Origin of the sequence: Streptomyces sp. HP-A2021, from assembly GCF_022807935.1 — a bacterium.
Classification (GTDB): domain Bacteria; phylum Actinomycetota; class Actinomycetes; order Streptomycetales; family Streptomycetaceae; genus Streptomyces; species Streptomyces afghaniensis.
In genome coordinates, this window is sequence record NZ_CP094344.1 from 3,470,942 (window position 1) to 3,493,599 (window position 22,658).

Consider the following 22,658-nt stretch of genomic DNA (forward strand, 5'->3'; position numbering starts at 1 on the left):
GGGCGCGGGAACCGCACGACGACCCACAGACCCCCCGGCAGCCGCCCGCACACCCGAAGCCCCGCCCCCTGGGCACTACGGCTGAAGCAGTCGCGGCGACAGAGCCCCACACGGCACCAGCTCCACCTCCGCCCCTGCCTCACGCAGATCCGCCAGCACCAACTCGTCGTACATCAACAACCCCGACTGCTCCGGCCACACGACCGCCCACAGCCACATCCCGAGCGCCTCACCGGCGAAAACCGCACGATCGTCCGGCGCACCGGACACATGCCACAGCGGAGTCGGACGCCCGGCGGCGAGAACCTTCGCCTGAGCCGGTTTCCCGACGTCCATGTACGGCCCCGGATCCGGACCGTCCATGCCCGCGTACCGCGCACCGAGTCCGACGCCGAGCTCCTCCGCCACCAGGATCAGCTCACCCATCCCGCCGAGCGGCCCGGGCCCCGTGCAGGCCACGGCCGTGGCGCGGCCACCCGTGCGGTCGTCCCCCGCGCAGGCCACGCCCGTGAACAGCCAGCCGACCGGCAGCGGCCAGGGCATCCACACCGGCACCCGGGTGCGGTGCACCACGACGTTGAGGGCGTCGACGCTGGGCGGTATCACGGGCTGCACCGGATGGACGGTGCCGTGCACATCGCACTGCCACGAGTCGGAGAAGAGGCCGGGAGCCCTGACCCGGCCACCGCACTTCGGGCAACTGGGTTCGCCCCTCATAGGGCCCCACGGTCCTACCCCCGCCCCGTCGCGTCAAGGACGATCACCCAACCGGACGGAACCCTTCACCCCCACACTAGGTGCCCCTTGCATTAATTAGCCTAGCTAACTTAGTATGTGTAAATACCAACTACTTCCGTTCGGGAAAGGGAGCAAGCAATGGACCCCTTCGACGCCGGAGCGGGCGGCCTCCTGAAGCAGCCCAAGTCCGTGTGGGCGACCGCCGGGGCGTCGGTCGTCGCCTTCATGGGCATCGGACTCGTCGACCCGATCCTGCCGTCCATCGCCCAGGGTCTGCACGCCACGGCCGGCCAGGTCTCCCTGCTCTTCACCTCGTACTTCCTCATCACCGCCGTCGCGATGCTGGTGACGGGCTTCGTCTCCAGCCGGATCGGCGGCCGGAAGACGCTGCTGCTCGGCCTCGCGTTCGTGGTGGTGTTCGCCGGCCTCGCGGGCACCTCCGGATCCGTCGGCGAACTGGTCGGCTTCCGGGCCGGCTGGGGTCTCGGCAACGCGCTGTTCGTCTCGACGGCCCTCGCGGTCATCGTCGGCGCGGCGGCCGGCGGAAGCGCGGCGGCGATCCTGCTGTACGAGTCGGCCCTCGGCCTCGGCATGGCGTGCGGACCGCTGCTGGGCGCCCTGCTCGGCGACGCCAGCTGGCGCTACCCGTTCTTCGGTACGGCGTTCCTGATGGCGATCGGCTTCCTGTGCATCACCGTGTTCCTGAAGGAGCAGCCGAAGCCGGCCCGCAAGACCTCGCTCCTGGACCCGGTCAAGGCGCTGGGCCACGGCGGCCTCGCCTCGGCGGCGGTCTCGGCGTTCTTCTACAACTACACGTTCTTCACCGTGCTGGCCTTCACCCCGTTCGTGCTGAACATGAGCCCGTACCGGTCGGGGGCGGTGTTCTTCGCCTGGGGCGTGCTGCTCGCCGTCTTCTCGGTGATCGTGGCACCGCGGCTCCAGAAGCGGTTCGGCTCGCTGAAGGTGCTCGGCGGTTCGCTGGTACTGCTCGCGGCCGACGTGCTCGTACTCGGTTACGGCGACCACACGACCGCCGTGGTCTGCACGATCCTGTCCGGCGCCTTCATCGGCGTGAACAACACCGTCTACACCGAGCTGGCCCTCGGCGTCTCGGACGCGCCCCGGCCGGTGGCGAGCGCGGGCTACAACTTCGTGCGCTGGTTCGCGGCGGCGGCCGCTCCCTACTTCGCGCCGAAGATCGAGGAGTGGACCGACCTCCACATCCCGTTCGTCGTGGCAGCGGTCACCGCGGTCGTGGGCGCACTCGTGGTCGTCGTACGGCGGAAGGCGCTCACGCACGAAGCCGAGGAGCTGGAGCCGAAGCACGCGACCGAGGACGGTGTCGCCGTCTTCGCCAACTGATGCTTTACGGCCAAGGGTTGGTGAGCTTCCTCACTCCAGCGGGACGGACTTCCGGGACGGATCCCGGAGGTCCGTCCCCTGGTTCAGCCACCTCTCCTGGAGCGCCTGGGCGCCGTGCACGCGCTTCCAGGCGGCCTCGTTCGGCGTCATCGGCAGCAGCGGCAGGAACCGCACGGGGTCGAGGGGCTCGTCGAGTTCCAGGTCCTCGACCAGACCGCCCGGCTCGGCGACCAGGACCGAGGTGAAGGGGGCGCCGGGCCACAGCGGTTCGCCGACGTCGAGCGAGGCTCCCGGAGCCACGACCAGGCCCTCCACCTGCGGAGACGCGGCGAGTACGGCGAGCGGCCGGAGCGCCTTGTCGGTGTCGGCCGACCCGGCACGCACCGACAGGACCAGCTCGGCGCGCGGCCCCCTGACCGGGTCGGCGACCACCGTCGTGGGGTCCGTCATGGGGTGCGCGGACATGCCGAGCGTGGCGTAGCGGACGATCTCCCCCTCCTGGAAACGGAGCACCTCGATGCGGTCCGTGCCCAGAAAGGTGACCGCCGCGCGCCCGTCCGGTTCGCCCAGCGCGGTACGCAACCGGGCCTCGACCAGAGGAAGAACATTTGCCATGCGGCGAGCATAGAACTCGTCAGTAGCGGGCAAACAAGGGCCTTGACACGTCGGGCGGCTGATACTCTTGCCCGGTGGTTCGGGGCAGCACGCAGAAGCGTCGCGATCAAGCCCCGACGCCGAAGGAACTCCCTTACGAGGGACCGGCCGGAGGAGGTGGGACTGCAATGGACCGAAGTCGACCGTGCAGTAGCACCACGCTCTTCCCGCCGCTGACGTAGCTGTTCTGGCTCTGGCTGGTCGCCACCTCTCGCACTCGCTTCACGCGGAAGAGCGCTTCGTTTCGCTTTGCCTGATCTGCCTCAGTAGCTGAATCAGTAACGAGACTCGCCACCGCGACGGTGCGGTGCTCCCCGCTTTGTGGACGTGCCAAACATCATCAGTCCCAACGTCCTCATTCCGGGTAGTTCCACCTGTCGGGTCCGGCGCCTTTCGTTGCCTGTCGCGAAGGAGCCCGCCATGTCGATGATCCGCGACCTGCGCGCCGTCGTCCGCCCGTCCCGCGTGTCGCTGCGCAAGGAGGGCGGGACGTACGACGCCACCCGCAGCCCCGCGACGGCCTCCGCCGTCGTCGACTGCGCCATCTACCGGGACGGCCGCCGCATCCAGACCGAGAACCCGCTCACGCCGCACGAGGCGGTGCGCCTGGTGCGCCGCGACGGCGGCTTCGTGTGGATCGGCCTGCACGAGCCGACCGAGGCCGAATTCTCCGGCATCGCCAGTGAGTTCGGACTGCACCCGCTGGCGGTGGAGGACGCCGTCCAGGCCCACCAGCGGCCCAAGCTGGAGCGCTACGACGACTCCCTCTTCACGGTCTTCAAGACCATCCATTACGTGGAGCACGACCAGCTCGACGCCAACAGCGAGGTCGTCGAGTCCGGCGAGGTCATGTGCTTCACCGGACGGGACTTCTTCATCACCGTCCGGCACGGCGGTCAGGGCTCCCTGCGGGCCCTGCGGCACCGTCTCCAGGACGACCCCGAGCTGCTGGCCAAGGGCCCCTCGGCCGTGCTGCACGCCATCGCCGACCACGTCGTCGACGGCTACATCGCGGTCGCCGACGCCGTGCAGGACGACATCGACGAGGTCGAGACCGAGGTGTTCTCACCGGGGCGCAAGGGCTCGCCGCGCGGCTCGGACGCCGGCCGGATCTACCAACTCAAGCGCGAGGTGCTGGAGTTCAAGCGGGCCGTGTCGCCGCTGCTGCGGCCCATGCAGCTGCTGAGCGAGCGGCCGATGCGGCTGATCGACCCGGACATCCAGAAGTACTTCCGGGACGTCGCCGACCACCTGGCCCGGGTCCAGGAGCAGGTCCTCGGCTTCGACGAGCTGCTCAACTCCATCCTCCAGGCCAACCTCGCGCAGGCGTCCGTGGCGCAGAACGAGGACATGCGCAAGATCACCTCATGGGCCGCGATCATCGCCGTGCCGACGATGGTGTGCGGGGTGTACGGCATGAACTTCGACCACATGCCGGAGCTGCACTGGCGGTACGGCTACCCGGTGATCATGGGCATCACGGTGGTCATCTGCCTGGGCATCCACCGCACTCTGAAGCGGAACGGGTGGCTGTGAACGGCGTGGATAGGCTGGGGGCCATGACAAGCGAGCTGCTCGGCCAGGCCCTCGTCGAGGAGGCCACGAAGAAGTCCGGCCTCGTCTGGGTCCAGGGCCCGGACGGCCCGGCGCGTGCGCTGTGGCACGTGTGGCACGAGGGTGCCGCGTGCCTGGTCGGCGACGGTCCCGGCGAGCAGCCGCTGCCGGGCCTGGCCGACGGGGCCGAGGCCCGGGTGACGGTCCGCAGCAAGGACAAGGGGGGCCGGCTGGTCTCCTGGACGGCCCGGGTCACCCAGCTCTCCCCGGGCTCCGAGGCGTGGGACGCGGCCGTCGCCGAGCTCAAGGGCAAGCGGCTGAACGCGCCCGACGGCGAGGCGATGACCGCCCGCTGGGCCCGCGAGTGCCGGGTGCTGCGCCTGGAGCCGACCGGGACGACGGCGCCGCTGCCCGACGACTCCCTGTCCGAGCCGCCGCTGCCGACCCCGGCGATCACCCGCCGGCCGATTCCGGCGGGTCTGCCCCGCCTGCTGCTGAAGAAGCGCAAACGCTCCTGACCGCCTACGACGCCGGCAGCTGCCTGCCGTAGTCGACCGTCTCGTTCTTCTCCGGCTCCCGCAGCGAGAAGTCCTGCCCCCAGGCGGAGAACGTGAGGGTACCCGCCCCACCGGCCCGCTCCAGGCGCAGCGGATACGGCTTGCCCTCCAGGGACACCTCCAGGGTGCCGCCGGAGCCCTTGTCGCCCGAGATGCGGATGGTGCGGATGCCCGCCTGCTCGTCGTGGCCGTCCGTCGCGAGCTTGCCGTGCAGGGTCAGCAGACCGTCGAGGAGGACACCCTTGTCCGTGAAACCGCTGAACTTCTTGTACGAAGGGTCGCCCTGCGGCACCTTCACGAACTTGCCGCCGAGCTTGGAGGCCGCGGCGGCGTCCGCCTTGCCGCCCTCGCCCTGGCCCGCGCCATGACTCCAGAACTCCGCGTCGGCCTTGACGAAGAGCTGCTCGCCGATGCGCAGCAGTCGGAAGGTCGCGCCCTTGGTGGTGACCGAGCCCTCGCCGCCGTCGGTCTTCAGCCGCATGTCGAGGGCGTAGGTGCGCCCGCCGCTGACGACGCTGCCGTGCAGCCGGACCGCCCCGGCGGACTCGGCGGCCGTACGCGTCTTGGCCTGGATCTTCTCGGCGGACAGTCTGCCGACCCCGTTGGTGCCCTCGTTCGGATCCTCCTCCGCGCAGCCCGTGAGCACCGTTCCGGTCACGGCCAGTACGCAGATCGCGCTCGCGAGTGCGGCACTGTGGTTGCGGCCCTGGCGAATCGGAGTCACAGGTGGGGCTGCCTCTCTGACGGGAGACCTGAACGGCGTACCGCAGGGTACCGGGGACGTGCGGGCAGGTCGGAGCCAGTCCGTCCGGAACGCCCGCCGACGCGTCCCCGATCAGGACGGGCTAGCCTGAAGCCCACCCGAGCAGGCAATTCGGAAAAGACAGGCACACAGTCAGGCACCACGGAACACCCCGCACGAAAAGGAGCCGCGGCCATGGCAGCGGGCGCCCCCCGGATCTTCGTATCGCACCTCTCCGGTGTCGCCGTCTTCGACCCCGCCGGCGATCAGGTGGGGCGGGTGCGCGATCTGGTCGTCATGCTGCGGGTGGGGCAGCGACCGCCGAGGCTGCTCGGCCTCGTCGTCGAACTCGCCACCCGCCGCCGCATCTTCCTGCCGATGACCCGGGTCACCGCCATCCAGTCCGGGCAGGTCATCACCACCGGCGTGCTCAACGTCCGGCGCTTCGAACAGCGACCCACCGAGCGGCTGGTCTTCGGCGAACTGCTGGACCGGCGCGTCGTCCTCACCGAGACCGGCGAGGAGGTCACCGTCCTCGATCTGTCGGTGCATCAGCTGCCGGCCCGCCGGGAGTGGGAGATCGACCGGGTCTTCGTCCGCAAGGGCAGGAAGGGCAGTGCCTTCCGGCGCGCCAAGGGCGAGGCGCTGACCGTCGAGTGGACCGCCGTCACCGGCTTCTCCCTGGAGGAACAGGGGCAGGGCGCCGAGAACCTGCTCGCCACGTTCGAGCAGCTGCGCCCCGCCGACCTGGCCAACGTCCTGCACCACCTCTCCCCCAAGCGCCGGGCCGAGGTCGCCGCCGCCCTCGACGACGACCGGCTGGCCGACGTGCTGGAGGAGCTCCCGGAGGACGACCAGATCGAGATCCTCGGCAAGCTGCAGGAGGAGCGCGCCGCCGACGTCCTGGAGGCCATGGACCCCGACGACGCGGCCGACCTGCTGGGCGAGCTGCCGACGGACGAGCAGGAGCGGCTGCTGAGCCTGATGCAGCCCGGCGACGCGGCCGACATGCGGCGCCTGATGTCGTACGAGGACCGCACGGCGGGCGGTCTGATGACGACCGAGCCGATCGTGCTGCGCCCGGACGCCACCGTCGCCGACGCCCTCGCCCGCGTCCGCAACCCCGACCTCTCCCCCGCCCTGGCCGCCCAGGTCTACGTCTGCCGGCCGCCGGACGAGACGCCGACCGGCAAGTACCTCGGCACGGTCCACTTCCAGCGCCTGCTGCGCGAGCCACCGCCCTCCCTGGTCAGCTCGATCCTGGACAGCGACCTGCAACCGCTCGACCCCGACGCGGACCTGCCCGCCATCGCCGGGTTCTTCGCCACGTACGACATGGTCGCGGCGCCCGTGGTCGACGATTCCGGCTCGCTGCTGGGCGCGGTGACCGTGGACGACGTACTCGACCACATGCTCCCGGAGGACTGGCGGGAGACGGAGTTCCACCTGGCCGAGGAGGAGGTGGCGACCGATGGTTCCTGAGCGCGAGACCCTGCGCGAGCGCACGCCGTCCGGCTCCACGGCCGCGGGCCGGCCGCGCACCGCCCGCCTCGACCAGCCGGGCGTGCCCAAGCGCCGCATCCTGCCCGAGTACGACCCGGAGGCCTTCGGGCGGCTGTCGGAGCGCATCGCGCGCTTCCTCGGCACCGGACGGTTCCTGGTCTGGATGACGGCCGTCATCATCCTGTGGGTCGCCTGGAACAGCCTCGCCCCGCGCGACCTGCGCTTCGACGAGTACCCGTTCATCTTCCTGACCCTGATGCTGTCGCTCCAGGCCTCCTACGCCGCCCCGCTGATCCTGCTCGCGCAGAACCGGCAGGACGACCGCGACCGGGTCAATCTGGAGCAGGACCGCAAGCAGAACGAGCGGTCGATCGCGGACACCGAGTACCTGACCCGCGAGGTCGCGGCCCTGCGCATCGGCCTCGGCGAGGTCGCCACCCGCGACTGGATCCGCTCGGAACTCCAGGACGTGGTCAAGGAACTGGAGGAGCGGCACAACGGCCACCGTCACGACCCGGTCGTGTTCCCGGCGGAACGGTCACGGGGACGTGACGCAGACGACCGCTGAGACGCTTTCCTACGCACCGGTACAGCGCCGTACCATCGTCCTTATGGCTACGGAAGACGCGGTGCGCGAGGCACTGGCGACGGTGAACGACCCCGAGATCCACAAGCCCATCACCGAACTCGGGATGGTCAAATCCGTGGAGATCGGCGCGGACGGGGCGGTCGCGGTCACCGTGTACCTGACGGTCTCGGGCTGCCCGATGCGGGACACGATCACGCAGCGCGTGACCGAGGCGGTGTCCGGGGTCGAGGGCGTCACCCGCGTCGACGTCACGCTCGACGTGATGAGCGACGAGCAGCGCCGCGAGCTGGCGTCCGCCCTGCGCGGCGGCCAGACCGAGCGCGAGGTGCCCTTCGCCAAGCCGGGCAGCCTGACCCGCGTCTACGCGGTCGCCTCCGGCAAGGGCGGCGTGGGCAAGTCCTCGGTGACAGTGAACCTGGCGGCGGCGATGGCGGCCGACGGCCTCAAGGTGGGTGTCGTCGACGCCGACATCTACGGCCACAGCGTGCCGCGCATGCTGGGCGCCGACGGCCGTCCGACCCAGGTCGAGAACATGATCATGCCGCCGTCGGCGAACGGCGTGAAGGTCATCTCCATCGGCATGTTCACCCCGGGCAACGCCCCGGTCGTGTGGCGCGGCCCGATGCTCCACCGCGCCCTCCAGCAGTTCCTGGCGGACGTGTACTGGGGCGACCTGGACGTCCTCCTGCTGGACCTGCCGCCCGGCACGGGCGACATCGCGATCTCCGTGGCCCAGCTGGTGCCGAACGCCGAGATCCTGGTCGTCACGACCCCGCAGCAGGCCGCCGCCGAGGTCGCCGAGCGCGCGGGCTCCATCGCGGTCCAGACCCACCAGAAGATCGTCGGCGTGGTCGAGAACATGTCCGGCCTGCCCTGCCCGCACTGCGGCGAGATGGTCGACGTCTTCGGCACGGGCGGCGGCCAGGCGGTCGCCGACGGCCTGACCCGCACGACCGGCACGAACGTCCCGGTCCTCGGCAACATCCCCATCGACGTCCGCCTGCGCGAGGGCGGCGACGAGGGCAAGCCGGTGGTCCTGACGGACCCGGACTCCCCGGCGGGCTCGGCCCTGCGCGCGATCGCCGGAAAACTGGGAGGACGGCAGCGGGGCCTTTCGGGCCTGTCCCTGGGAATCACTCCGAGGAACAAGTTCTAGACGGACCCTTTTGGGGGCGCGGGGAACTGCGCGATCAACCACATCGCACCCGCAGCCGCCCTACATGCCGTACCCCTACGGCGAAGGGGCGCCGCAATCCCACGGCGCCCCACACTCAGGTCACGCGTAAGCGGCGATGTCCTTGACCACGGCGAAGCCGAGCCCATACGCACTCATGCCCCGCCCGTACGCACCCACATGCACACCCGCGGACGTCGACCCGGCCAGCACCCACCCGAACTCGGACTCCCGGTAGTGGAACACCGTCGGCACCCCGTCCACCGGCAGCGACAGCGTCGACCAGTCGGCCCCCTCCAGGTCGTCCGCCAGCACCCACGCGGTCTCCGTCTGCTGCTCCAGCCAGTCGTCCCGCAGCGAGTGGTCCATCTGCCCGGGCCACGTGAAGGACAGCAGCCCCACACCCGCGAGCCACGCCGCCGAGGACACCGACGTCGCCTCCAGCAGCCCCGTGCCGTCCGCACTGCGCCGTGAGGGACTCGCCGCCACGGTCACCACGACCGCGAACTTCTCCTTGGCTTCCTGATCACCCCCGGCGGCATGCTCGTTGCGCACCGTGGGCTCGTCACCGTGCCCGATCGACCCGTGTTCCACGGCTCCGTCGGCCGTCGTGCCGACCTGCATCAGCCAGCGCGGTCCCGTGAACGCCTCGTCGAGGCCGTACCACGGGAAGGGCGCGCGCAGGTAGCCGTCGACCGTGCGCCAGGCGGAGGGGGCCTGTTGTCCGCCCTCCGCGGCCGGCGCCTGTGCGACTGCCCGACTCGTCGTCTCCATATGCCCGGACGCCTCCTCGCTCTCGTCGGGCCGGAACGGCCCGCCCCCCTTCGGGCGGCGTTGCTGGTCCAGTACGGCCCGCCCATCAACTCGGCAGCATAGCCACACCGCTGCGAGCAGCAGGGAAACCGCCCGGCGCATGGGCCGCACGGGCGCCTTGTTCAGGCCGTACACAGCCCGACCGGAGTATGAAACACGTCACGCGCGCCGGGGGCGTACGCCCCGGTGTGTCGCCTCAGGTGGCGTCCGCGTCGAAGGGCGGCCGGTCGTCCTGGCCAGGGATCTCGGGCTTCTTCGTCATGTCGATACGGCCGCCGGACGAGCCGGAGGCCGACGAGGAGGACGAGTCGGAGTCCCGGCCGTGGACGGCGTCGGTGACCTCGGCCATCTCCTTCTTCAGGTCGAAGCCGTTGCGGATCTCCTTGAGCCCCAGGTCCTCGTTGTCCAGCTGCTTGCGGATGAACGTCTTGGGGTTGAGATCCTCGAACTCGAAGTCCTTGAACTCCGGGCCCAGTTCCTCCCGGATGTCGTTCTTGGCACTCTCCGAGAACTCACGGATCTTCCGGATCGTACGCGTCACGTCCTGGATGACCTTGGGGAGCTTGTCCGGACCGAAGACGAGCACGGCGAGGACGATGAGCGTCATCAGCTCGAGTGGTCCTATGTCATTGAACACCTGAAGCTCCTTGCGATGTCCTCGGTCCTCGGCCCTCGGTGGTCATGGGGGTCTTGCCGTGGTCCGGGCCGGATCCACGGTACCCGGCGATCCTGTCCGACCGGTACCGTCCCGAGACCTCCGAGTGCGGCCAGTGGGAGCGCTTTCCCGAATGTTTGCCTGATTCGTTCCTGTAAGTGCCGGACATCACGCTTCAGCTGCCGCCGGAGGACCCGAGGACGAGGGACACCGTCCGCTCCTTGCCGGCGCGCTCCACGGTCAGCTCCAGCCGGTCGCCGGGACGGCGGGCGCGGGTCTTGACGATCAGTTCCTCGCCGGAGTGGACGCGCTGGCCGTCGACCTCGGTGATGACGTCGCCCGCCTTGATCCCGGCCTTGGCGCCCGGACCGCCCAAGGTCACCGGCGGTCCGCCCTCACTGCCCTCGGCGGCGACGCGGGCGCCGTCGCCCGTGTAGTCCATGTCGAGGGTGATGCCGATCACCGGGTGGGTCGCCTTTCCGGTGTTGATCAGTTCCTCGGCGACGCGCTTGCCCTGGTTGATGGGTATGGCGAAGCCGAGGCCTATCGAGCCGGCCTGGCCGCCGTCCGGCTCGGCGCCGCCGCCTGCCGACCGGATGGCCGAGTTGATGCCGATGACCCGGGCCTCGGCGTCGAGCAGGGGCCCGCCGGAGTTGCCCGGGTTGATGGGGGCGTCGGTCTGGAGCGCGTCGACGTACGACACGTCGCTGCCGTCGCCCTTCTCGCCGCCCGCCGTGATGGGCCGCTGCTTGGCGCTGATGATGCCGGAGGTGACGGTGCCGGCCAGGTCGAAGGGCGCGCCGATGGCCACGACCGGGTCGCCGACCTGCACGTTGTCCGAGTTGCCGAGCGGCAGCGGGGTGAGGCCGCTGACGCCCTTCACCTTCACGACGGCGAGGTCGTAGCCGCTGTCCCGGCCGACGAGCTCGGCCTCGGCGGTCTCCCCGCCGTTGAAGGTCACCGTGATCTCGCCGGCGGATCCGGCGGCCCGCACGACGTGGTTGTTGGTGAGGATGTGCCCTCGGGTGTCGAGCACGAAGCCGGTGCCCGTGCCCTGTTCGCCGGAGCCGCTCACATGCAGCGTGACCACGCTGGGCAGGGCCCGCCCGGCGATCCCCGCCACACTGTCCGCGTCCCGCCCGGCGGGCTCCTTCCCGGCCTGCGGCAGCTCGACGGTCCCGATGCCGCCGTTCCGCTCCAGATACGTCCCTATGCCACCGCCGACGCCCCCGGACACGAGCGCGAGCAGCACGGCACCGCCGACCAGCGCCTTCCTGCCCCGCCGGCGCCGCTGCTCCGTGCTGAGCACTCCGGCCCCGTTCTGCTGGAGAGGGCCGTGGCCGCCGGGGGCCACGGGGGCTGCCCAGGGGTCGTAGCGCTGCCAGGGGTCGGGGGCGGGGGCAGCTGCCGGGGTCGGGGGCAGAGTGTCGGCGTAGACAGCCGCGGCGGGCACCGGTGCGGGGCCGCCGGGGGGCGGCAGGGGCGCGGCCGGCCCGGGGATGCCGGGAGGCGCCGCCGGTGTCCCCTGCGGCGGCGGAACGGGCGCGCCGGGCATGACCGGCCGGTCCGCCGTCACCACGCCGTGCGCCGGGGTCGCCGCCGGATGCTGCACCGGCGGCGCGGGCGCCCAGGGGCCGGGTTCGCCATAGGGCGGCGTGCTGTAGGGGTCGGGATCGTGCAGGGGCTTGGGGGCGCCATCGACCGACACGGCTGAAGGGGCGTCCCCGGCCTCCACGGCACTCCGGGTCTCCGCGGTGGTCCCGGCAGGTCCGCCCTGGACCGGCACGGCGGAGGGGGCGTCCCCGGCCTTCACGGCACTCCCGGCCTCCGCGGTGGTCCCGGTCTCTGCCGGGTTCCCGGACTCCACCGGGATCCCCGCAGACCCGCCCTGGGCCGGCACAGCGGACGCGGCGGGCATGCCGTCCTCGGCGCCCCCGGCGGGCACCGCGCGCTCGCCGTCGGCCGACACCGGCTCGGGGCGCCTCAGCTCGTAGTCGCCACCGTCCTCGGCCTGCCGCACGGCAGGCCGCGCCAGCTCGAAGTCACCGTCGGTGCGGGCCGAGTCCGCCGGCGCCTGCTCCGCCCTCTCCGGCTCCCCCGAAAGGCCCTGCGGCCGAGGACGGCTCCACCACTTGGCCTTCGTGGGCTTCCCCTCGTTCATGCTCTCCCCACAGCCGCGGCACGGCTCGACGGCGGTAGCCGCAGTTCGTCGAATCGGCGCCACGGCCACGCCTCGGCCGCGGGCGCCACCCCCGGATTCAATCAGGTTCGCTCGCCGCCGCGCAGCGGCCGGTCAGCGAGCCGTACGGGAGGAGGCGGGAGAAGAGGGGGACGAGGTCGTGTCCGGGAGGGGCACGGCGAGGAGGGGCGCCGCGATCTCGGGGACCGTCGACCACGAGGTCAGGGCGGCCGGCGGGGCCGCCTCGAGCGGACGTATCAGCGGGGACACCACGGCGGCACCGGCCATCACCGGGGCGGCCAGCGCGTGCACGGCCTGCTGTCCCGAGGCGGAGGGCGGCACACCCGGCAGCAGCGGCGCGGACACCTCGGTCGGGGCGACCGGGGTGCGGCCGAGCACACTCTGGCCGTGCACCTGCCCGGGCAACGGCGCGGTACCGCGGCGCCGCTGCGATTCGGGCGGGGTCGCGACGCCCGTGCCCTGCGTGCGCATCGGTGTCACGTTGCTTCCCGTGCCCGCGCCGCCTCGGGCCTCCGTGTCGGTCGGGGTGCCGGCGGTGACGCCGCCCAGCGCGATCGCGGCCAGGGACACGGCCCCGGCTGCCGCGAAGGCGAACCGCAGCCGCGAGGAGGATCTGTCGGGCTCATGCCGCCCGACGTCGTGGATACGGAAGCCCCGGCCGACCGGAGGAAGGCCGCGGCCGTCGGACGGCAGCACGGGGACGTGCGGCCGGGCCGGGACGTACCCGAACTCGAACCGGTCGCCGCGCTTGGCCCCGAAGGCCCCGGACGATCCGAACCGTCCGGACAGTCCGCCGGGCAGCCCTCCCCCGCCCGGCGGTGTGGCATCACCGTCCGGGCCGCCGCCCGCGGGTAGTCCCTGCAGGCGGGCCAGGAAGCTCTCGGAGGGAGGCGGCGGAGCCGCCTCCGCGAAGACGTTCTTCAGCCGGCGCTGGGCGTCCACTTCCGCCTTGCACTTCGGGCAGGTGGCCACATGCGCCAGTACGCGCTCACGCGCGTCATGACCGAGCTCTCCGTCCACCAGGGCGGAGAGTCGGTCTCCCAGGTGCTGCTCTGCGAGGTGTCCCTCGGTAGCTTTCGGCCGTGATCCGCTCACGCGCTCGCGCCCCCTCCTCCCAGTGCGGGAACACGGGGCACGAAGGAGCGGCGCTCGGCGCGCGCCTCCGGGGAGCGGTGCGCGAGGGCCTTGCGCAGCTGGGAACGCCCCCGGTGGATCCGCGAGCGGACCGTGCCGAGCTTGACCCCGAGGGTCGCGGCGATCTCCTCGTACGACAGCCCTTCGATATCGCACAGGACGACCGCGGCGCGGAACTCGGGAGCGAGGGTGTCGAGGGCCTGCTGGACGTCCGCGTCGAAGTGCGCGTCGTTGAAGACCTGCTGCGGCGAGGGCTCCTTGCTGGGCAGCCGCTCGGCCGCGTCCTCGCCGAGCGCGTCGAAACGGATGCGCTGCTTGCGGCGGACCATGTCCAGGAACAGGTTCGTCGTGATGCGGTGCAGCCAGCCCTCGAAGGTGCCCGGCGTGTACGTCGACAGGGAACGGAAGACACGGACGAAGACCTCCTGCGTGAGGTCCTCGGCGTCGTGCTGGTTGCCGGTCAGGCGGTAGGCGAGCCGGTAGACCCGGCCGCTGTGCGTGCTGACGATCTCCTCCCACGTGGGCGGAGTCCACGCCTGCCCGTCCGCGTCGGTGGTGAAGGTCGCGGTCTGGGCGAAGTCAGCGGCGTGGCTGTGGTCAGCGGTGTCGTTCACGGATGTCGGCCTGCCCGCCGATGTGAAGAAGCGCCAAAGCACTCCTCCCCTATCCACAGGCGCAGCCGCACCTCCCCTGTCAGCTCTGGTGGTGTCCAGTGGAGCCCCTACCATAGCCACCTCGCCCGTTAGGACCGGATAAGTGGTTTTACGAGAATTTGATCTGGGCTGATACGCCTCGTACTGCTGCGTCGCCACTTGCTCGGCGCCTCGATCCACTGACTGCCCCCCGTCACGACCCGCGCCACTCGCTTCCCCCTTTAAACGACCGGTCCCATCTGCGGGTTCCCGGGCCCAACGGATACAGTCACGCCCAGGCATTCACGGGGACAGGAGAGGGTCATTACCGGCAACCGGCAGACGAGCTGGGCGTTCGCCGACGCCTATGTCGCCGAGGACGACGCGCTGCGCTGGGCCCGCGACCGGGCCCGTGAGGCGGGTCTGCGCTCGGTGTCGCCCGGCACGGGCGCCGCGCTGCGGTTGCTGGCCGCCTCCGTCGACGCGAAGGCAGTCGCTGAGATCGGGACCGGCTGCGGTGTCTCCGGGATCCACCTCCTGCACGGTATGCGCCCGGACGGTGTTCTGACCACCGTGGATCCCGAGCCGGAGCACCAGCAGTTCGCCCGCCAGGCCTTCCGCGCCTGCGGCTTCGCCAGCAACCGGGCCCGTTTCATTCCGGGCCGCGCCCTGGACGTGCTGCCCCGTCTCGCGGACGCCGGCTACGACCTCGTCTTCTGCGACGGCGATCGCCTGGAGGTCATGGACTACCTCGCCGAATCGTTGCGGCTGCTGCGCACCGGCGGGCTCGTCGTCTTCGAGGGCGCCTTCGCGAACGGCCGGACGGTGGACTCCGGTCCCCAGCCCACCGAGGTGCTGCGGCTGCGGGAACTGCTGCGGGCCGTGCGCGAGAGCCAGGAGCTGGTGCCGTCCCTGCTGCCGGTGGGCGACGGGCTGCTGTGCGCGGTGAAACGGTAGCCGGGCAGCACGTTAGTCGGGCCGAACCCGGGGCAGGCGAAAGGCATCGGTGAGAAAACAGCTGCCCCGGCACCTCATGTGATGCCGGGGCAGCTGAAAGGGTATGGTCGCTTGCGCGTCAGCCGACGACCTTCTTGAGGGCGTCGCCCAGGGCGTCGGCCTCGTCCGGGGTCAGCTCGACGACGAGCCGACCGCCGCCTTCGAGCGGAACGCGCATGACGATGCCCCGCCCCTCCTTGGTCACCTCGAGCGGGCCGTCACCCGTCCGCGGCTTCATGGCCGCCATGCTCGTTCCCCTTCCTGAAACCCAGCTCATCGTCAAGGCCGACGGCCCCCTGAAGAAGGGCACAGTGCGGTCCTTGAGGCAGGACACGCGACACCGGCATCGAACACATTGCTTCCAGGCCATTATCCCGCATCGCAGGACCCGATGACCAACATCAGTCGGCATCGCTTGGGCAACGCACGCGAGCAAAACCACTCAATTCGGCGATGTGACTGCGATACTCCGCCACCGCACACACATCCGCCGAACGGAAACGGACGAGAATTCTTTGACGCAGGTCACACGTCCGGTCCGGTCGACCGTCGACGATCTCCGTCATGCTGTCCTCAGACCCGGGACGTACCGGCCGGTACGTCCCCGAGCAGCGACACGGAGGGGATACTCCATGGCCGACACCGTGCTCTACGAGGTGAGCGACGGACTCGCGACGATCACGCTGAACCGCCCGGAGGCGATGAACGCGCTGAACGTGGCGGCCAAGGTCGCCCTGCGGGACGCGGTCCGGTCCGCGGCGGACGACTCCGCCGTACGGGCGGTGCTGCTGACGGCCGCCGGTGACCGGGCGTTCTGCGTCGGACAGGACCTCAAGGAGCACATCGGGCTGCTGATCGAGGACCGGGAGACCGGTTCGGGGCAGACCATGAGCACCGTGCGGGAGCACTACAACCCGATCGTGCGGGCGCTGACCGAGGCCGCGAAGCCGGTCGTCGCCGCAGTGAACGGGGTGGCGGCCGGGGCGGGCTTCGGCTTCGCGCTCGCGGCGGACTACCGGATCGTGGCGGACACGGCCGCGTTCAACACCTCGTTCGCCGGGGTGGCGCTGACCGCCGACTCGGGGATCTCCTGGACGCTGCCGCGGGTGATCGGCCCCGGGCGGGCGGCCGACCTGCTGCTCTTCCCGAGGAGCATCAGCGCGCAGGAGGCGTACGAGCTCGGCATCGCCAACCGGCTGGTGCCGCCCGGCGAGCTGCGCGCGGAGGCCGAGAAGGTGGCGCGTGCCCTGGCCGAGGGGCCGACGGTGGCGTACGCGGCGCTGAAGGAGTCGATGGCCTACGGGCTGACCCACTCCCTGGCGGAGACCCTGGAGAAGGAGGACGAGCTCCAGACCCGGGCGGGCTCCTCCGAGGACCACGCGATCGCGGTGCAGGCCTTCGTCAACAAGGAAAAGCCCCGGTACCTGGGCCGCTGACTCCGTCGCCGCAGGTCAGCCGCCCGGTCGACGCGCGACGCAGTCCTGGAGGTGGTCGTCGACCAGTCCGCAGGCCTGCATCAGCGCGTACGCCGTAGTGGGGCCGACGAAGCGCAGGCCCCGCTTCTTCAGCGCCTTGGACAGGGCCGTCGACTCTGGGGTGACGGCCGGGACGTCGGAGAGCGCCTTCGGGACCGGGCGGGTGCCCGGCCCGGGGGCGTGGGACCAGATCAGCTCGTCCAGTTCGCCCGGGGCCCACTCGGCCAGCACACGCGCGTTGGCGAGCGTCGCGTCGATCTTGGCGCGGTTGCGGATGATGCCGGCGTCGGCGAGGAGGCGCTCACGGTCCTCGTCGGTGAAGGCCGCCACCGAGGCGATCTTGAAATCGGCGAAGGCGGCGCGGAAGCCGGGGCGGCGGCGCAGGATCGTGATCCAGGACAGGCCGGACTGGAAGGCCTCCAGGCTGAGGCGCTCGTAGAGCGCGTCGTCGCCGTGGACCGGGCGGCCCCACTCCTCGTCGTGGTACGTCACGTACTCCGGGGCGGACAGGGCCCAGGGGCAGCGCAGCGCGCCGTCCGGGCCGGCGAGGGCGGCGCCGTCGCTCACGGCCGGTCCTCCTGGCGCGGGCTGGGCTTGTCCATGGACACCTGGTTCTCCGCGGAGGTGTGGTTCTCCCTGGGCACCTGGCCGTGGCCGGCGGCTGTTCTGGCGCCCGCCAGGGCCGACTCCAGGTCGGCGATGCGGGCGTCCCGCTCGGCGAGCTCGGCACCCAGGCGACTGAGGGCGTCGTCCACGTCCGCCATGCGGTAGCCGCGGGCGGCGAGCGGGAACCGGAGGCCCTCCACGTCGGCACGGTCGACCGGGCGGTCCGGGGGCAGCGGGTCCCGCAGCCGCTCGGGGACGGCCTCGGGCAGCGGGCCGTTCTCGCCGCCACCCACCACGGCGAGGGTCACCGCGGCGACCACGACGGCTAGCGCGACGACCAGAAACAGGAACATAACCATCGCGGAGCCCCCACGGTCGGATCTGTCGGTGTCTTCGGACACCGATGGTGTCAGGCTCCGATCGTGCCATGCGAGTCCGACAGTTAGGGTCGCAGGCGGCGGAAGACGGGGACGTACCAGGAAAGGTCACAGCGGATGCTCAGGCTGGGCAGGCGGGAATTCGGGCCGCACGAGCCGGTGATCATGGCGATCGTGAACCGGACCCCGGACTCCTTCTACGACCGGGGCGCGACCTTCCGGGACGAGCCGGCCCTCGCGCGCGTGGAGCAGGCGGTGGCCGAGGGAGCCGCGATCATCGACATCGGCGGGGTCAAGGCCGGGCCGGGCGAGGAGGTCACGGCCGCGGAGGAGGCCCGGCGGACGGTCGGTTTCGTCGCGGAGGTGCGGCGGCGGTTCCCGGACGTGGTCATCAGCGTGGACACATGGCGGGCCGAGGTCGGCGAGGCCGTGTGCGAGGCCGGGGCGGACCTGCTGAACGACGCCTGGGGCGGGGTGGATCCTGGGCTCGCCGAGGTCGCCGCGCGGTACGGGGTGGGGTTGGTGTGCACGCACGCGGGTGGTGCGGAGCCGCGGACCCGGCCGCATCGGGTGGAGTACGACGATGTCATGGCCGACATCCTGGACGTGACGGTCGGGCTGGCGGAGCGGGCGCTGGCGCTGGGCGTGCCGAGGGAGTCGATCATGATCGATCCCGGGCACGACTTCGGGAAGAACACGCGGCACAGTCTGGAGGCGACTCGGCGGCTGGGCGAGATGGTCGCCACGGGGTGGCCGGTGCTGGTGTCGTTGTCCAACAAGGACTTCGTGGGGGAGACGTTGGATCGGCCCGTGAAGGAACGGGTGGTGGGGACCTTGGCCACGACTGCGGTGTCCGCGTGGCTGGGGGCGCAGGTGTACCGGGTGCACGAGGTCGCGGAGACGCGGCAGGTGCTGGAGATGGTGGGGGCGATCGCGGGGTGGCGGGAGCCTGCGGTTGCCCGGCGTGGGCTGGCCTAGGGCGTTGACCTGAGGTACCAGGGGGCTCCGCCCCTGGACCCCGGCCTATGCCCAGCCGCCACCCGAATCACTCGAGCAAGAACCCCGGCTCGCCTCTACCTGCCCGCTTCCTTCGACACCAGGGCCACCGCCTCGTCCACGTCGTCCGTGACGTGGAACAGGAGGAGGTCCTTCTCCGCGGCCTTGCCCTGGGCGATGACCGTGCGGCGGAGCCAGTCGACCAGGCCGCCCCAGTACTCGCTGCCGAAGAGGACGATGGGGAAACGGGTGACCTTCTGGGTCTGGACGAGGGTGAGGGCCTCGAAGAGTTCGTCGAGGGTGCCGAGGCCGCCGGGCAGGACGACGAAGCCCTGGGCGTACTTGACGAACATCATCTTCCGGACGAAGAAGTAGCGGAAGTTCAGGCCGATGTCGACGTACGGGTTCAGGCCCTGCTCGAACGGCAGCTCGATGCCGAGGCCGACCGAGATGCCCTTGGCCTCCAGGGCACCCTTGTTGGCCGCCTCCATCGCGCCCGGGCCGCCGCCCGTGATGACCGCGAAGCCCGCGTCCACCAGGCCCCGGCCCAGCCGGACACCCGCCTCGTACTCGGGGGAGTCCGCCGGAGTCCTGGCCGAGCCGAACACGCTGATCGCGGGCGGGAGCTCGGCGAGCGCGCCGAAGCCCTCGATGAACTCCGACTGGATGCGCAGCACGCGCCAGGGGTCGGTGTGCACCCAGTCGGACGGGGCGCGCTCGTCCAGCAGCCGCTGGTCGGTGGTGCTGGCCTGCACCTGCCCCCGCCGCCGGAGGACCGGACCCAGGCGCTGTTCCTCCGGCGGCTGCTTCTTCCCCTCGGGGTTGCCGGTCGCCATGTGCGCTCCCTCCGTCGTGCCGGTCGTTCCACCTCAGCGTAGATCTACGCGGGTTACGAACGAGGGACGTGAGCATGTCCGCGATGGAGCGCCGTAAACACGATGACGTCCCGGCCGGTCAGGCCGTCAGCCAGTTCCTCAGGCGCTCCTCGCCCGCGAGGATCTTCGCGGTCTCCACGCGCTCGTCCCGCTTGTGCGCCAAGTGGGGGTTGCCCGGGCCGTAGTTGACCGCGGGGACGCCCAGGGCCGAGAAGCGGGACACGTCCGTCCAGCCGTACTTCGGCATCGGGGTGCCGCCCACGGCCTCGATGAACGCCTTCGCCGCGGGGTGGGACAGGCCCGGCATGGCGGCCGAGCTGTGGTCGACCACCTCGAACTCGTCCACGCCGCAGTCCGCGAAGACCTCCCGGACGTGGGCCACGGCCTCCTCGGGCGTGCGGTCGGGCGCGTAGCGGAAGTTGACGGTGACGACGCACTCGTCGGGGATCACGTTGCCGGCCACTCCCCCGGTGATGCCCACCGCGTTCAGGCCCTCGCGGTACTCCAGGCCGTCGATCACGGGCCAGCGGGGCTCGTAGGAGGCCAGGCGGGTGAGGATCGGGGCGGCCGCGTGGATCGCGTTGGACCCCATCCAGCCGCGTGCCGAGTGGGCCCGCTCGCCCTTGGTCTTCAGCAGCACCCGCAGCGTGCCCTGGCAGCCGCCCTCGACCTGGCCGTCCGACGGTTCCAGGAGGACCGCGAAGTCGCCCTGCAGCCACTCGGGGTGCGCCTCGGAGACGTGCTTGAGGCCGTTCAGCTCCGCGGCGACCTCCTCGTTGTCGTAGAAGACGAAGGTCAGGTCGCGGTTGGGGGCGGGGACCGTGGCCGCGATGCGCAGCTGCACCGCGACGCCCGACTTCATGTCGCACGTGCCGCAGCCCCACAGGACGCCGTCCTCGTCGAGCCGGGAGGGGACGTTGTCCGCGATCGGGACGGTGTCGATGTGACCGGCCAGGATCACCCGCTCCGGGCGGCCCAGGTCCGTCCGGGCCACGACGTTGTTGCCGAACCGCTCGACCGACAGGTGGGGCAGCGCGCGCAGCGCGGTCTCGATCGCGTCCGCGAGCGGCTTCTCGGTGCCGCTCTCGGAGCGGAAGTCGACGAGCCGGGCGGTGAGCTCCGCGGCATCCAGCGTGAGGTCAAGGGAGGTGTCGGCCATGCCGTCGACCCTAACGCGCCAGGCGTGTGCACACTGTCCACACCTGGCACAAGGCACTCCGTACTCTCCAGTACCTTGTACGGCGTGCCAGAGCCGTCCTCTTCCCCCAAGCGTCGCGGCCGCCTCGTCCGATGCGGGTCCGCGTTCGTGGTCCTGCTCGCGATCGCCGGTTACCTCGTGGTGCAGTACGTCACCGGAGGCACCGGCGGACCGGGCTGCAAAGTCGTCTCCGGCAAGGGCGACGGGGCCTCGTACGAGTTCTCGCCCGAGCAGGCGGTGAACGCGGCGACGATCGCCGCCGTGGGCGACGGGCGCGGCCTGCCGGAGCGGGCCGTGACCATCGCGCTGGCGACCGCCCTCCAGGAGTCGGGCCTGCGCAACATCCGCCATGGCGACCGGGACTCGCTCGGCCTGTTCCAGCAGCGGCCCTCGCAGGGCTGGGGCACGCCGAAGGAGATCCTGGACCCGACGTACTCGGCCGGCGAGTTCTACGACCACCTGGTCAAGGTGCCCGGTTACACGCGCCTGCCGCTCACGGTCGCCGCGCAGCGCGTGCAGCGCAGCGGTTTCCCCCAGGCCTACGCCAAGCACGAGCCGGACGCGGCGCTGCTCGCCGCGGCTCTCACCGGGCAGTCCGCTGCCACGCTGACCTGCGAGGGCCGCCCGGCCGCGACCCGGGCGACGGGTCCGGACGGGGTGCGTGCCGCGCTCGTGCGGGACTTCGGGCGCGATGTGCTGCAGCCGGCCGGTGCGGAGGTGGGCGGCTCGTCGGCGGCCACGCCGACGCCGTCTCCGAGCGGTGCGGGCGGGTCCGACGGGCGGACCATGACGCTGCCGGTGACCGCCGACACGAGTTCCGCCGGCGGGCGGAGCCTGGAGCAGCGGGGCTGGCAGCTGGCGCACTGGGCCGTGGCCAACGCCTCCGAGCTGCACATCGCTCGCGTCACCTACGCGGGCCGGGAGTGGGTCGCCGGGAACACCGCCAGTGAGTGGCGGGAGGCCGTGACGAAGGGCACCCCGGGTGCGGAGCGGGACACGGACGCCGTCCGTATTGTCACGATGCGCTAGATCGGACAGAGGTACGGGAACCCACCCGTGAGGGTTGCCCGCGCGGCTCTGCCGCGACGGTGTGCGCAGGTTTCCGTGCCCTCACCCGGGAGTCCTTGAAAGCCCTTGGGGTCAAAGGGCCGGAAGGATTCGGCGTTCTTCCCGGCGGGGGTCTTTTTGCCCGTTTGTCCGCAGCCGATTATGCGACACATTGCCAAATCTTTACGTTGCGCCGCCGCAACCTTCGAGGGCTTCGAGCGGTAGTCACTGCGTCCGAGCCGGGGCGATCAACAGCCAGTCGATCAACTCCCGGACCCGGTCGGACACTTCAGAACCTCACTGTTCTCTCCCGTCGAAGGAGCACCATGTCCCTCCCCCTGACCCGCCGGATCGCCCGTGCCGCGCTGATCGTCGCTGCGGGAGCGGCTGCCGGGGTCGGTGCGGCCGGCTCCGCCAGTGCGGCCCCCGAGCTGCCGGCCAACCCGAACCTCGGCGGACTGACCGCCCTGGACGGGGCGAACGTCGGCAACACCGTCGACGGCGCGGCGCGGGACGTCACCAAGTCCGCGGGTGACACCGGCAGCAAGACCGTCAAGAAGGCGGTGCCGGCCGCGGGCAAGATCGGCGGCAAGACGGTCAAGAAGACCACGCCCCTCGCGCAGAAGGCGGCCGGTGACGCGGCGGGCTCCGCCGGGCAGCTCGTCGGTGACGCGGCCGGTTCGGCGCAGGGAGGCCTGCCGACGGACTCCCTGACGAAGGGCGGGGTGCCGTCCACGGGCTCGCTGCCGGCGAAGGGCCTGCCGGTCGGCTGACCCGGGCT

Annotated in this window: 24 protein-coding genes; 11 read left to right on the forward strand and 13 right to left on the reverse strand. The window is 71.3% G+C overall.

Annotated features, from left to right (window positions below):
- Nucleotides 1-75 precede the first annotated feature (75 nt).
- On the reverse strand, nt 76-717 hold the full coding sequence (locus MQE23_RS15655; protein WP_037667706.1) for a DUF6758 family protein: 642 nt from the start codon (nt 715-717) through the stop codon (nt 76-78).
- A gap of 159 nt (nt 718-876) precedes the next feature.
- Between MQE23_RS15655 and MQE23_RS15660 the strand changes: the two genes are divergently transcribed.
- Complete coding sequence (locus MQE23_RS15660; RefSeq protein WP_243379415.1) at nt 877-2,100, forward strand: MFS transporter; 1,224 nt, start codon at nt 877-879, stop codon at nt 2,098-2,100.
- A gap of 30 nt (nt 2,101-2,130) precedes the next feature.
- On the opposite strand, the gene MQE23_RS15665 is transcribed toward MQE23_RS15660, so the two are convergent.
- Complete coding sequence (locus MQE23_RS15665) at nt 2,131-2,715, reverse strand: suppressor of fused domain protein (RefSeq protein WP_243379416.1); 585 nt, start codon at nt 2,713-2,715, stop codon at nt 2,131-2,133.
- Between the two features lie 459 nt (nt 2,716-3,174).
- Here MQE23_RS15665 and MQE23_RS15670 point away from each other — a divergent pair, with 459 nt between their 5' ends.
- Both MQE23_RS15670 and MQE23_RS15675 read left to right on the forward strand, forming a co-directional pair.
- Entirely contained in the window at nt 3,175-4,290 is a 1,116-nt protein-coding gene (locus MQE23_RS15670) for a magnesium and cobalt transport protein CorA (protein WP_020270844.1), read from the forward strand.
- 23 nt (nt 4,291-4,313) lie between these two features.
- Nucleotides 4,314-4,826, forward strand: coding sequence for a hypothetical protein (locus tag MQE23_RS15675; RefSeq protein ID WP_020270843.1), 513 nt, complete (start codon nt 4,314-4,316; stop codon nt 4,824-4,826).
- Nucleotides 4,827-4,830: 4 nt separating this feature from the next.
- Here MQE23_RS15675 and MQE23_RS15680 read toward each other — a convergent pair whose 3' ends face one another.
- Nucleotides 4,831-5,589 carry a hypothetical protein gene (locus MQE23_RS15680; protein WP_020270842.1) on the reverse strand — a complete coding sequence of 253 codons (759 nt, stop codon included), beginning with the start codon at nt 5,587-5,589 and terminating at the stop codon, nt 4,831-4,833.
- Between the two features lie 213 nt (nt 5,590-5,802).
- Here MQE23_RS15680 and MQE23_RS15685 point away from each other — a divergent pair, with 213 nt between their 5' ends.
- The 3 genes from MQE23_RS15685 to MQE23_RS15695 are packed head-to-tail and all read left to right on the forward strand — an operon-like array spanning nt 5,803 to nt 8,855.
- Nucleotides 5,803-7,089: a CBS domain-containing protein gene (locus tag MQE23_RS15685; protein WP_020270841.1), complete on the forward strand. Its 1,287-nt coding sequence runs from the start codon at nt 5,803-5,805 to the stop codon at nt 7,087-7,089.
- Nucleotides 7,079-7,678, forward strand: a complete 600-nt coding sequence (locus tag MQE23_RS15690; RefSeq protein ID WP_020270840.1) for a DUF1003 domain-containing protein — start codon at nt 7,079-7,081, stop codon at nt 7,676-7,678. The genes MQE23_RS15685 and MQE23_RS15690 overlap by 11 nt, the downstream gene beginning before the upstream one ends.
- Nucleotides 7,679-7,721: 43 nt before the next feature.
- Nucleotides 7,722-8,855 carry an Mrp/NBP35 family ATP-binding protein gene (locus MQE23_RS15695; protein WP_020270839.1) on the forward strand — a complete coding sequence of 378 codons (1,134 nt, stop codon included), beginning with the start codon at nt 7,722-7,724 and terminating at the stop codon, nt 8,853-8,855.
- A 120-nt stretch (nt 8,856-8,975) separates the two neighbouring features.
- Here MQE23_RS15695 and MQE23_RS15700 read toward each other — a convergent pair whose 3' ends face one another.
- From MQE23_RS15700 to sigE, 5 genes are all read right to left on the reverse strand, one after another.
- Nucleotides 8,976-9,647: a hypothetical protein gene (locus MQE23_RS15700; RefSeq protein ID WP_020270838.1), complete on the reverse strand. Its 672-nt coding sequence runs from the start codon at nt 9,645-9,647 to the stop codon at nt 8,976-8,978.
- Nucleotides 9,648-9,882: 235 nt separating this feature from the next.
- Nucleotides 9,883-10,323 (reverse strand): sec-independent translocase, encoded by a 441-nt coding sequence (locus tag MQE23_RS15705; RefSeq protein ID WP_037667704.1) that lies wholly within the window; start codon nt 10,321-10,323, stop codon nt 9,883-9,885.
- Nucleotides 10,324-10,516: 193 nt separating this feature from the next.
- On the reverse strand, nt 10,517-12,502 hold the full coding sequence (locus tag MQE23_RS15710; protein WP_243379417.1) for a trypsin-like peptidase domain-containing protein: 1,986 nt from the start codon (nt 12,500-12,502) through the stop codon (nt 10,517-10,519).
- A 132-nt stretch (nt 12,503-12,634) separates the two neighbouring features.
- The gene (locus MQE23_RS15715; protein WP_280641066.1) at nt 12,635-13,561 is read right to left on the reverse strand and encodes a zf-HC2 domain-containing protein; all 927 of its coding nucleotides are present in this window, start codon (nt 13,559-13,561) and stop codon (nt 12,635-12,637) included.
- Nucleotides 13,562-13,632: 71 nt separating this feature from the next.
- A complete protein-coding gene (gene sigE / locus MQE23_RS15720; RefSeq protein ID WP_243379418.1) occupies nt 13,633-14,403 on the reverse strand; it encodes an RNA polymerase sigma factor SigE in 771 nt (256 codons plus the stop codon).
- Between the two features lie 162 nt (nt 14,404-14,565).
- On the opposite strand from sigE, the gene MQE23_RS15725 reads away from it, so the two are divergent.
- A complete protein-coding gene (locus MQE23_RS15725) occupies nt 14,566-15,264 on the forward strand; it encodes an O-methyltransferase (RefSeq protein WP_279345197.1) in 699 nt (232 codons plus the stop codon).
- A 118-nt stretch (nt 15,265-15,382) separates the two neighbouring features.
- On the opposite strand, the gene MQE23_RS15730 is transcribed toward MQE23_RS15725, so the two are convergent.
- Nucleotides 15,383-15,550 carry a DUF3117 domain-containing protein gene (locus MQE23_RS15730; RefSeq protein ID WP_003966491.1) on the reverse strand — a complete coding sequence of 56 codons (168 nt, stop codon included), beginning with the start codon at nt 15,548-15,550 and terminating at the stop codon, nt 15,383-15,385.
- Between the two features lie 385 nt (nt 15,551-15,935).
- Between MQE23_RS15730 and MQE23_RS15735 the strand changes: the two genes are divergently transcribed.
- Complete coding sequence (locus MQE23_RS15735) at nt 15,936-16,739, forward strand: enoyl-CoA hydratase-related protein (protein ID WP_243379419.1); 804 nt, start codon at nt 15,936-15,938, stop codon at nt 16,737-16,739.
- Between the two features lie 15 nt (nt 16,740-16,754).
- Here the strand turns inward: MQE23_RS15735 and MQE23_RS15740 are convergent, their stop codons facing one another.
- Together MQE23_RS15740 and MQE23_RS15745 are read right to left on the reverse strand one after the other, a co-directional pair.
- Entirely contained in the window at nt 16,755-17,345 is a 591-nt protein-coding gene (locus MQE23_RS15740; protein ID WP_279345144.1) for a DNA-3-methyladenine glycosylase I, read from the reverse strand.
- Entirely contained in the window at nt 17,342-17,743 is a 402-nt protein-coding gene (locus tag MQE23_RS15745; protein WP_082319773.1) for a DivIVA domain-containing protein, read from the reverse strand. The genes MQE23_RS15740 and MQE23_RS15745 overlap by 4 nt, the downstream gene beginning before the upstream one ends.
- A 135-nt stretch (nt 17,744-17,878) precedes the next feature.
- On the opposite strand from MQE23_RS15745, the gene folP reads away from it, so the two are divergent.
- On the forward strand, nt 17,879-18,739 hold the full coding sequence (gene folP, locus MQE23_RS15750) for a dihydropteroate synthase (protein ID WP_243379420.1): 861 nt from the start codon (nt 17,879-17,881) through the stop codon (nt 18,737-18,739).
- 95 nt (nt 18,740-18,834) lie between these two features.
- Here folP and MQE23_RS15755 read toward each other — a convergent pair whose 3' ends face one another.
- Nucleotides 18,835-19,593 (reverse strand): TIGR00730 family Rossman fold protein, encoded by a 759-nt coding sequence (locus MQE23_RS15755; RefSeq protein ID WP_020270827.1) that lies wholly within the window; start codon nt 19,591-19,593, stop codon nt 18,835-18,837.
- A gap of 118 nt (nt 19,594-19,711) precedes the next feature.
- Nucleotides 19,712-20,791, reverse strand: a complete 1,080-nt coding sequence (gene dapE, locus MQE23_RS15760) for a succinyl-diaminopimelate desuccinylase (RefSeq protein WP_020270826.1) — start codon at nt 20,789-20,791, stop codon at nt 19,712-19,714.
- An 84-nt stretch (nt 20,792-20,875) separates the two neighbouring features.
- Between dapE and MQE23_RS15765 the strand changes: the two genes are divergently transcribed.
- Together MQE23_RS15765 and MQE23_RS15770 are read left to right on the forward strand one after the other, a co-directional pair.
- The gene (locus tag MQE23_RS15765) at nt 20,876-21,859 is read left to right on the forward strand and encodes a heavy metal transporter (RefSeq protein ID WP_082319772.1); all 984 of its coding nucleotides are present in this window, start codon (nt 20,876-20,878) and stop codon (nt 21,857-21,859) included.
- 344 nt (nt 21,860-22,203) lie between these two features.
- Nucleotides 22,204-22,650: a hypothetical protein gene (locus MQE23_RS15770; protein WP_020270824.1), complete on the forward strand. Its 447-nt coding sequence runs from the start codon at nt 22,204-22,206 to the stop codon at nt 22,648-22,650.
- The last annotated feature ends 8 nt before the right edge of the window (nt 22,651-22,658 follow it).

Bases quoted from the DNA above. Each gene is read 5' to 3' on its own strand.
- MQE23_RS15690 (WP_020270840.1), top strand. From the start codon at position 7,079: ATGGTTCCTGAGCGCGAGACCCTGCGCGAGCGCACGCCGTCCGGCTCC.
- MQE23_RS15660 (WP_243379415.1), top strand. From the start codon at position 877: ATGGACCCCTTCGACGCCGGAGCGGGCGGCCTCCTGAAGCAGCCCAAG.
- sigE (WP_243379418.1), bottom strand. From the start codon at position 14,403: ATGGTAGGGGCTCCACTGGACACCACCAGAGCTGACAGGGGAGGTGCG.
- folP (WP_243379420.1), top strand. From the start codon at position 17,879: ATGCTCAGGCTGGGCAGGCGGGAATTCGGGCCGCACGAGCCGGTGATC.
- MQE23_RS15665 (WP_243379416.1), bottom strand. From the start codon at position 2,715: ATGGCAAATGTTCTTCCTCTGGTCGAGGCCCGGTTGCGTACCGCGCTG.
- dapE (WP_020270826.1), bottom strand. From the start codon at position 20,791: ATGGCCGACACCTCCCTTGACCTCACGCTGGATGCCGCGGAGCTCACC.
- MQE23_RS15685 (WP_020270841.1), top strand. From the start codon at position 5,803: ATGGCAGCGGGCGCCCCCCGGATCTTCGTATCGCACCTCTCCGGTGTC.
- MQE23_RS15735 (WP_243379419.1), top strand. From the start codon at position 15,936: ATGGCCGACACCGTGCTCTACGAGGTGAGCGACGGACTCGCGACGATC.
- MQE23_RS15655 (WP_037667706.1), bottom strand. From the start codon at position 717: ATGAGGGGCGAACCCAGTTGCCCGAAGTGCGGTGGCCGGGTCAGGGCT.
- MQE23_RS15695 (WP_020270839.1), top strand. From the start codon at position 7,722: ATGGCTACGGAAGACGCGGTGCGCGAGGCACTGGCGACGGTGAACGAC.
- MQE23_RS15770 (WP_020270824.1), top strand. From the start codon at position 22,204: ATGTCCCTCCCCCTGACCCGCCGGATCGCCCGTGCCGCGCTGATCGTC.
- MQE23_RS15700 (WP_020270838.1), bottom strand. From the start codon at position 9,647: ATGGAGACGACGAGTCGGGCAGTCGCACAGGCGCCGGCCGCGGAGGGC.
- MQE23_RS15730 (WP_003966491.1), bottom strand. From the start codon at position 15,550: ATGGCGGCCATGAAGCCGCGGACGGGTGACGGCCCGCTCGAGGTGACC.
- MQE23_RS15755 (WP_020270827.1), bottom strand. From the start codon at position 19,593: ATGGCGACCGGCAACCCCGAGGGGAAGAAGCAGCCGCCGGAGGAACAG.
- MQE23_RS15710 (WP_243379417.1), bottom strand. From the start codon at position 12,502: ATGAACGAGGGGAAGCCCACGAAGGCCAAGTGGTGGAGCCGTCCTCGG.
- MQE23_RS15675 (WP_020270843.1), top strand. From the start codon at position 4,314: ATGACAAGCGAGCTGCTCGGCCAGGCCCTCGTCGAGGAGGCCACGAAG.
- MQE23_RS15670 (WP_020270844.1), top strand. From the start codon at position 3,175: ATGTCGATGATCCGCGACCTGCGCGCCGTCGTCCGCCCGTCCCGCGTG.
- MQE23_RS15745 (WP_082319773.1), bottom strand. From the start codon at position 17,743: ATGGTTATGTTCCTGTTTCTGGTCGTCGCGCTAGCCGTCGTGGTCGCC.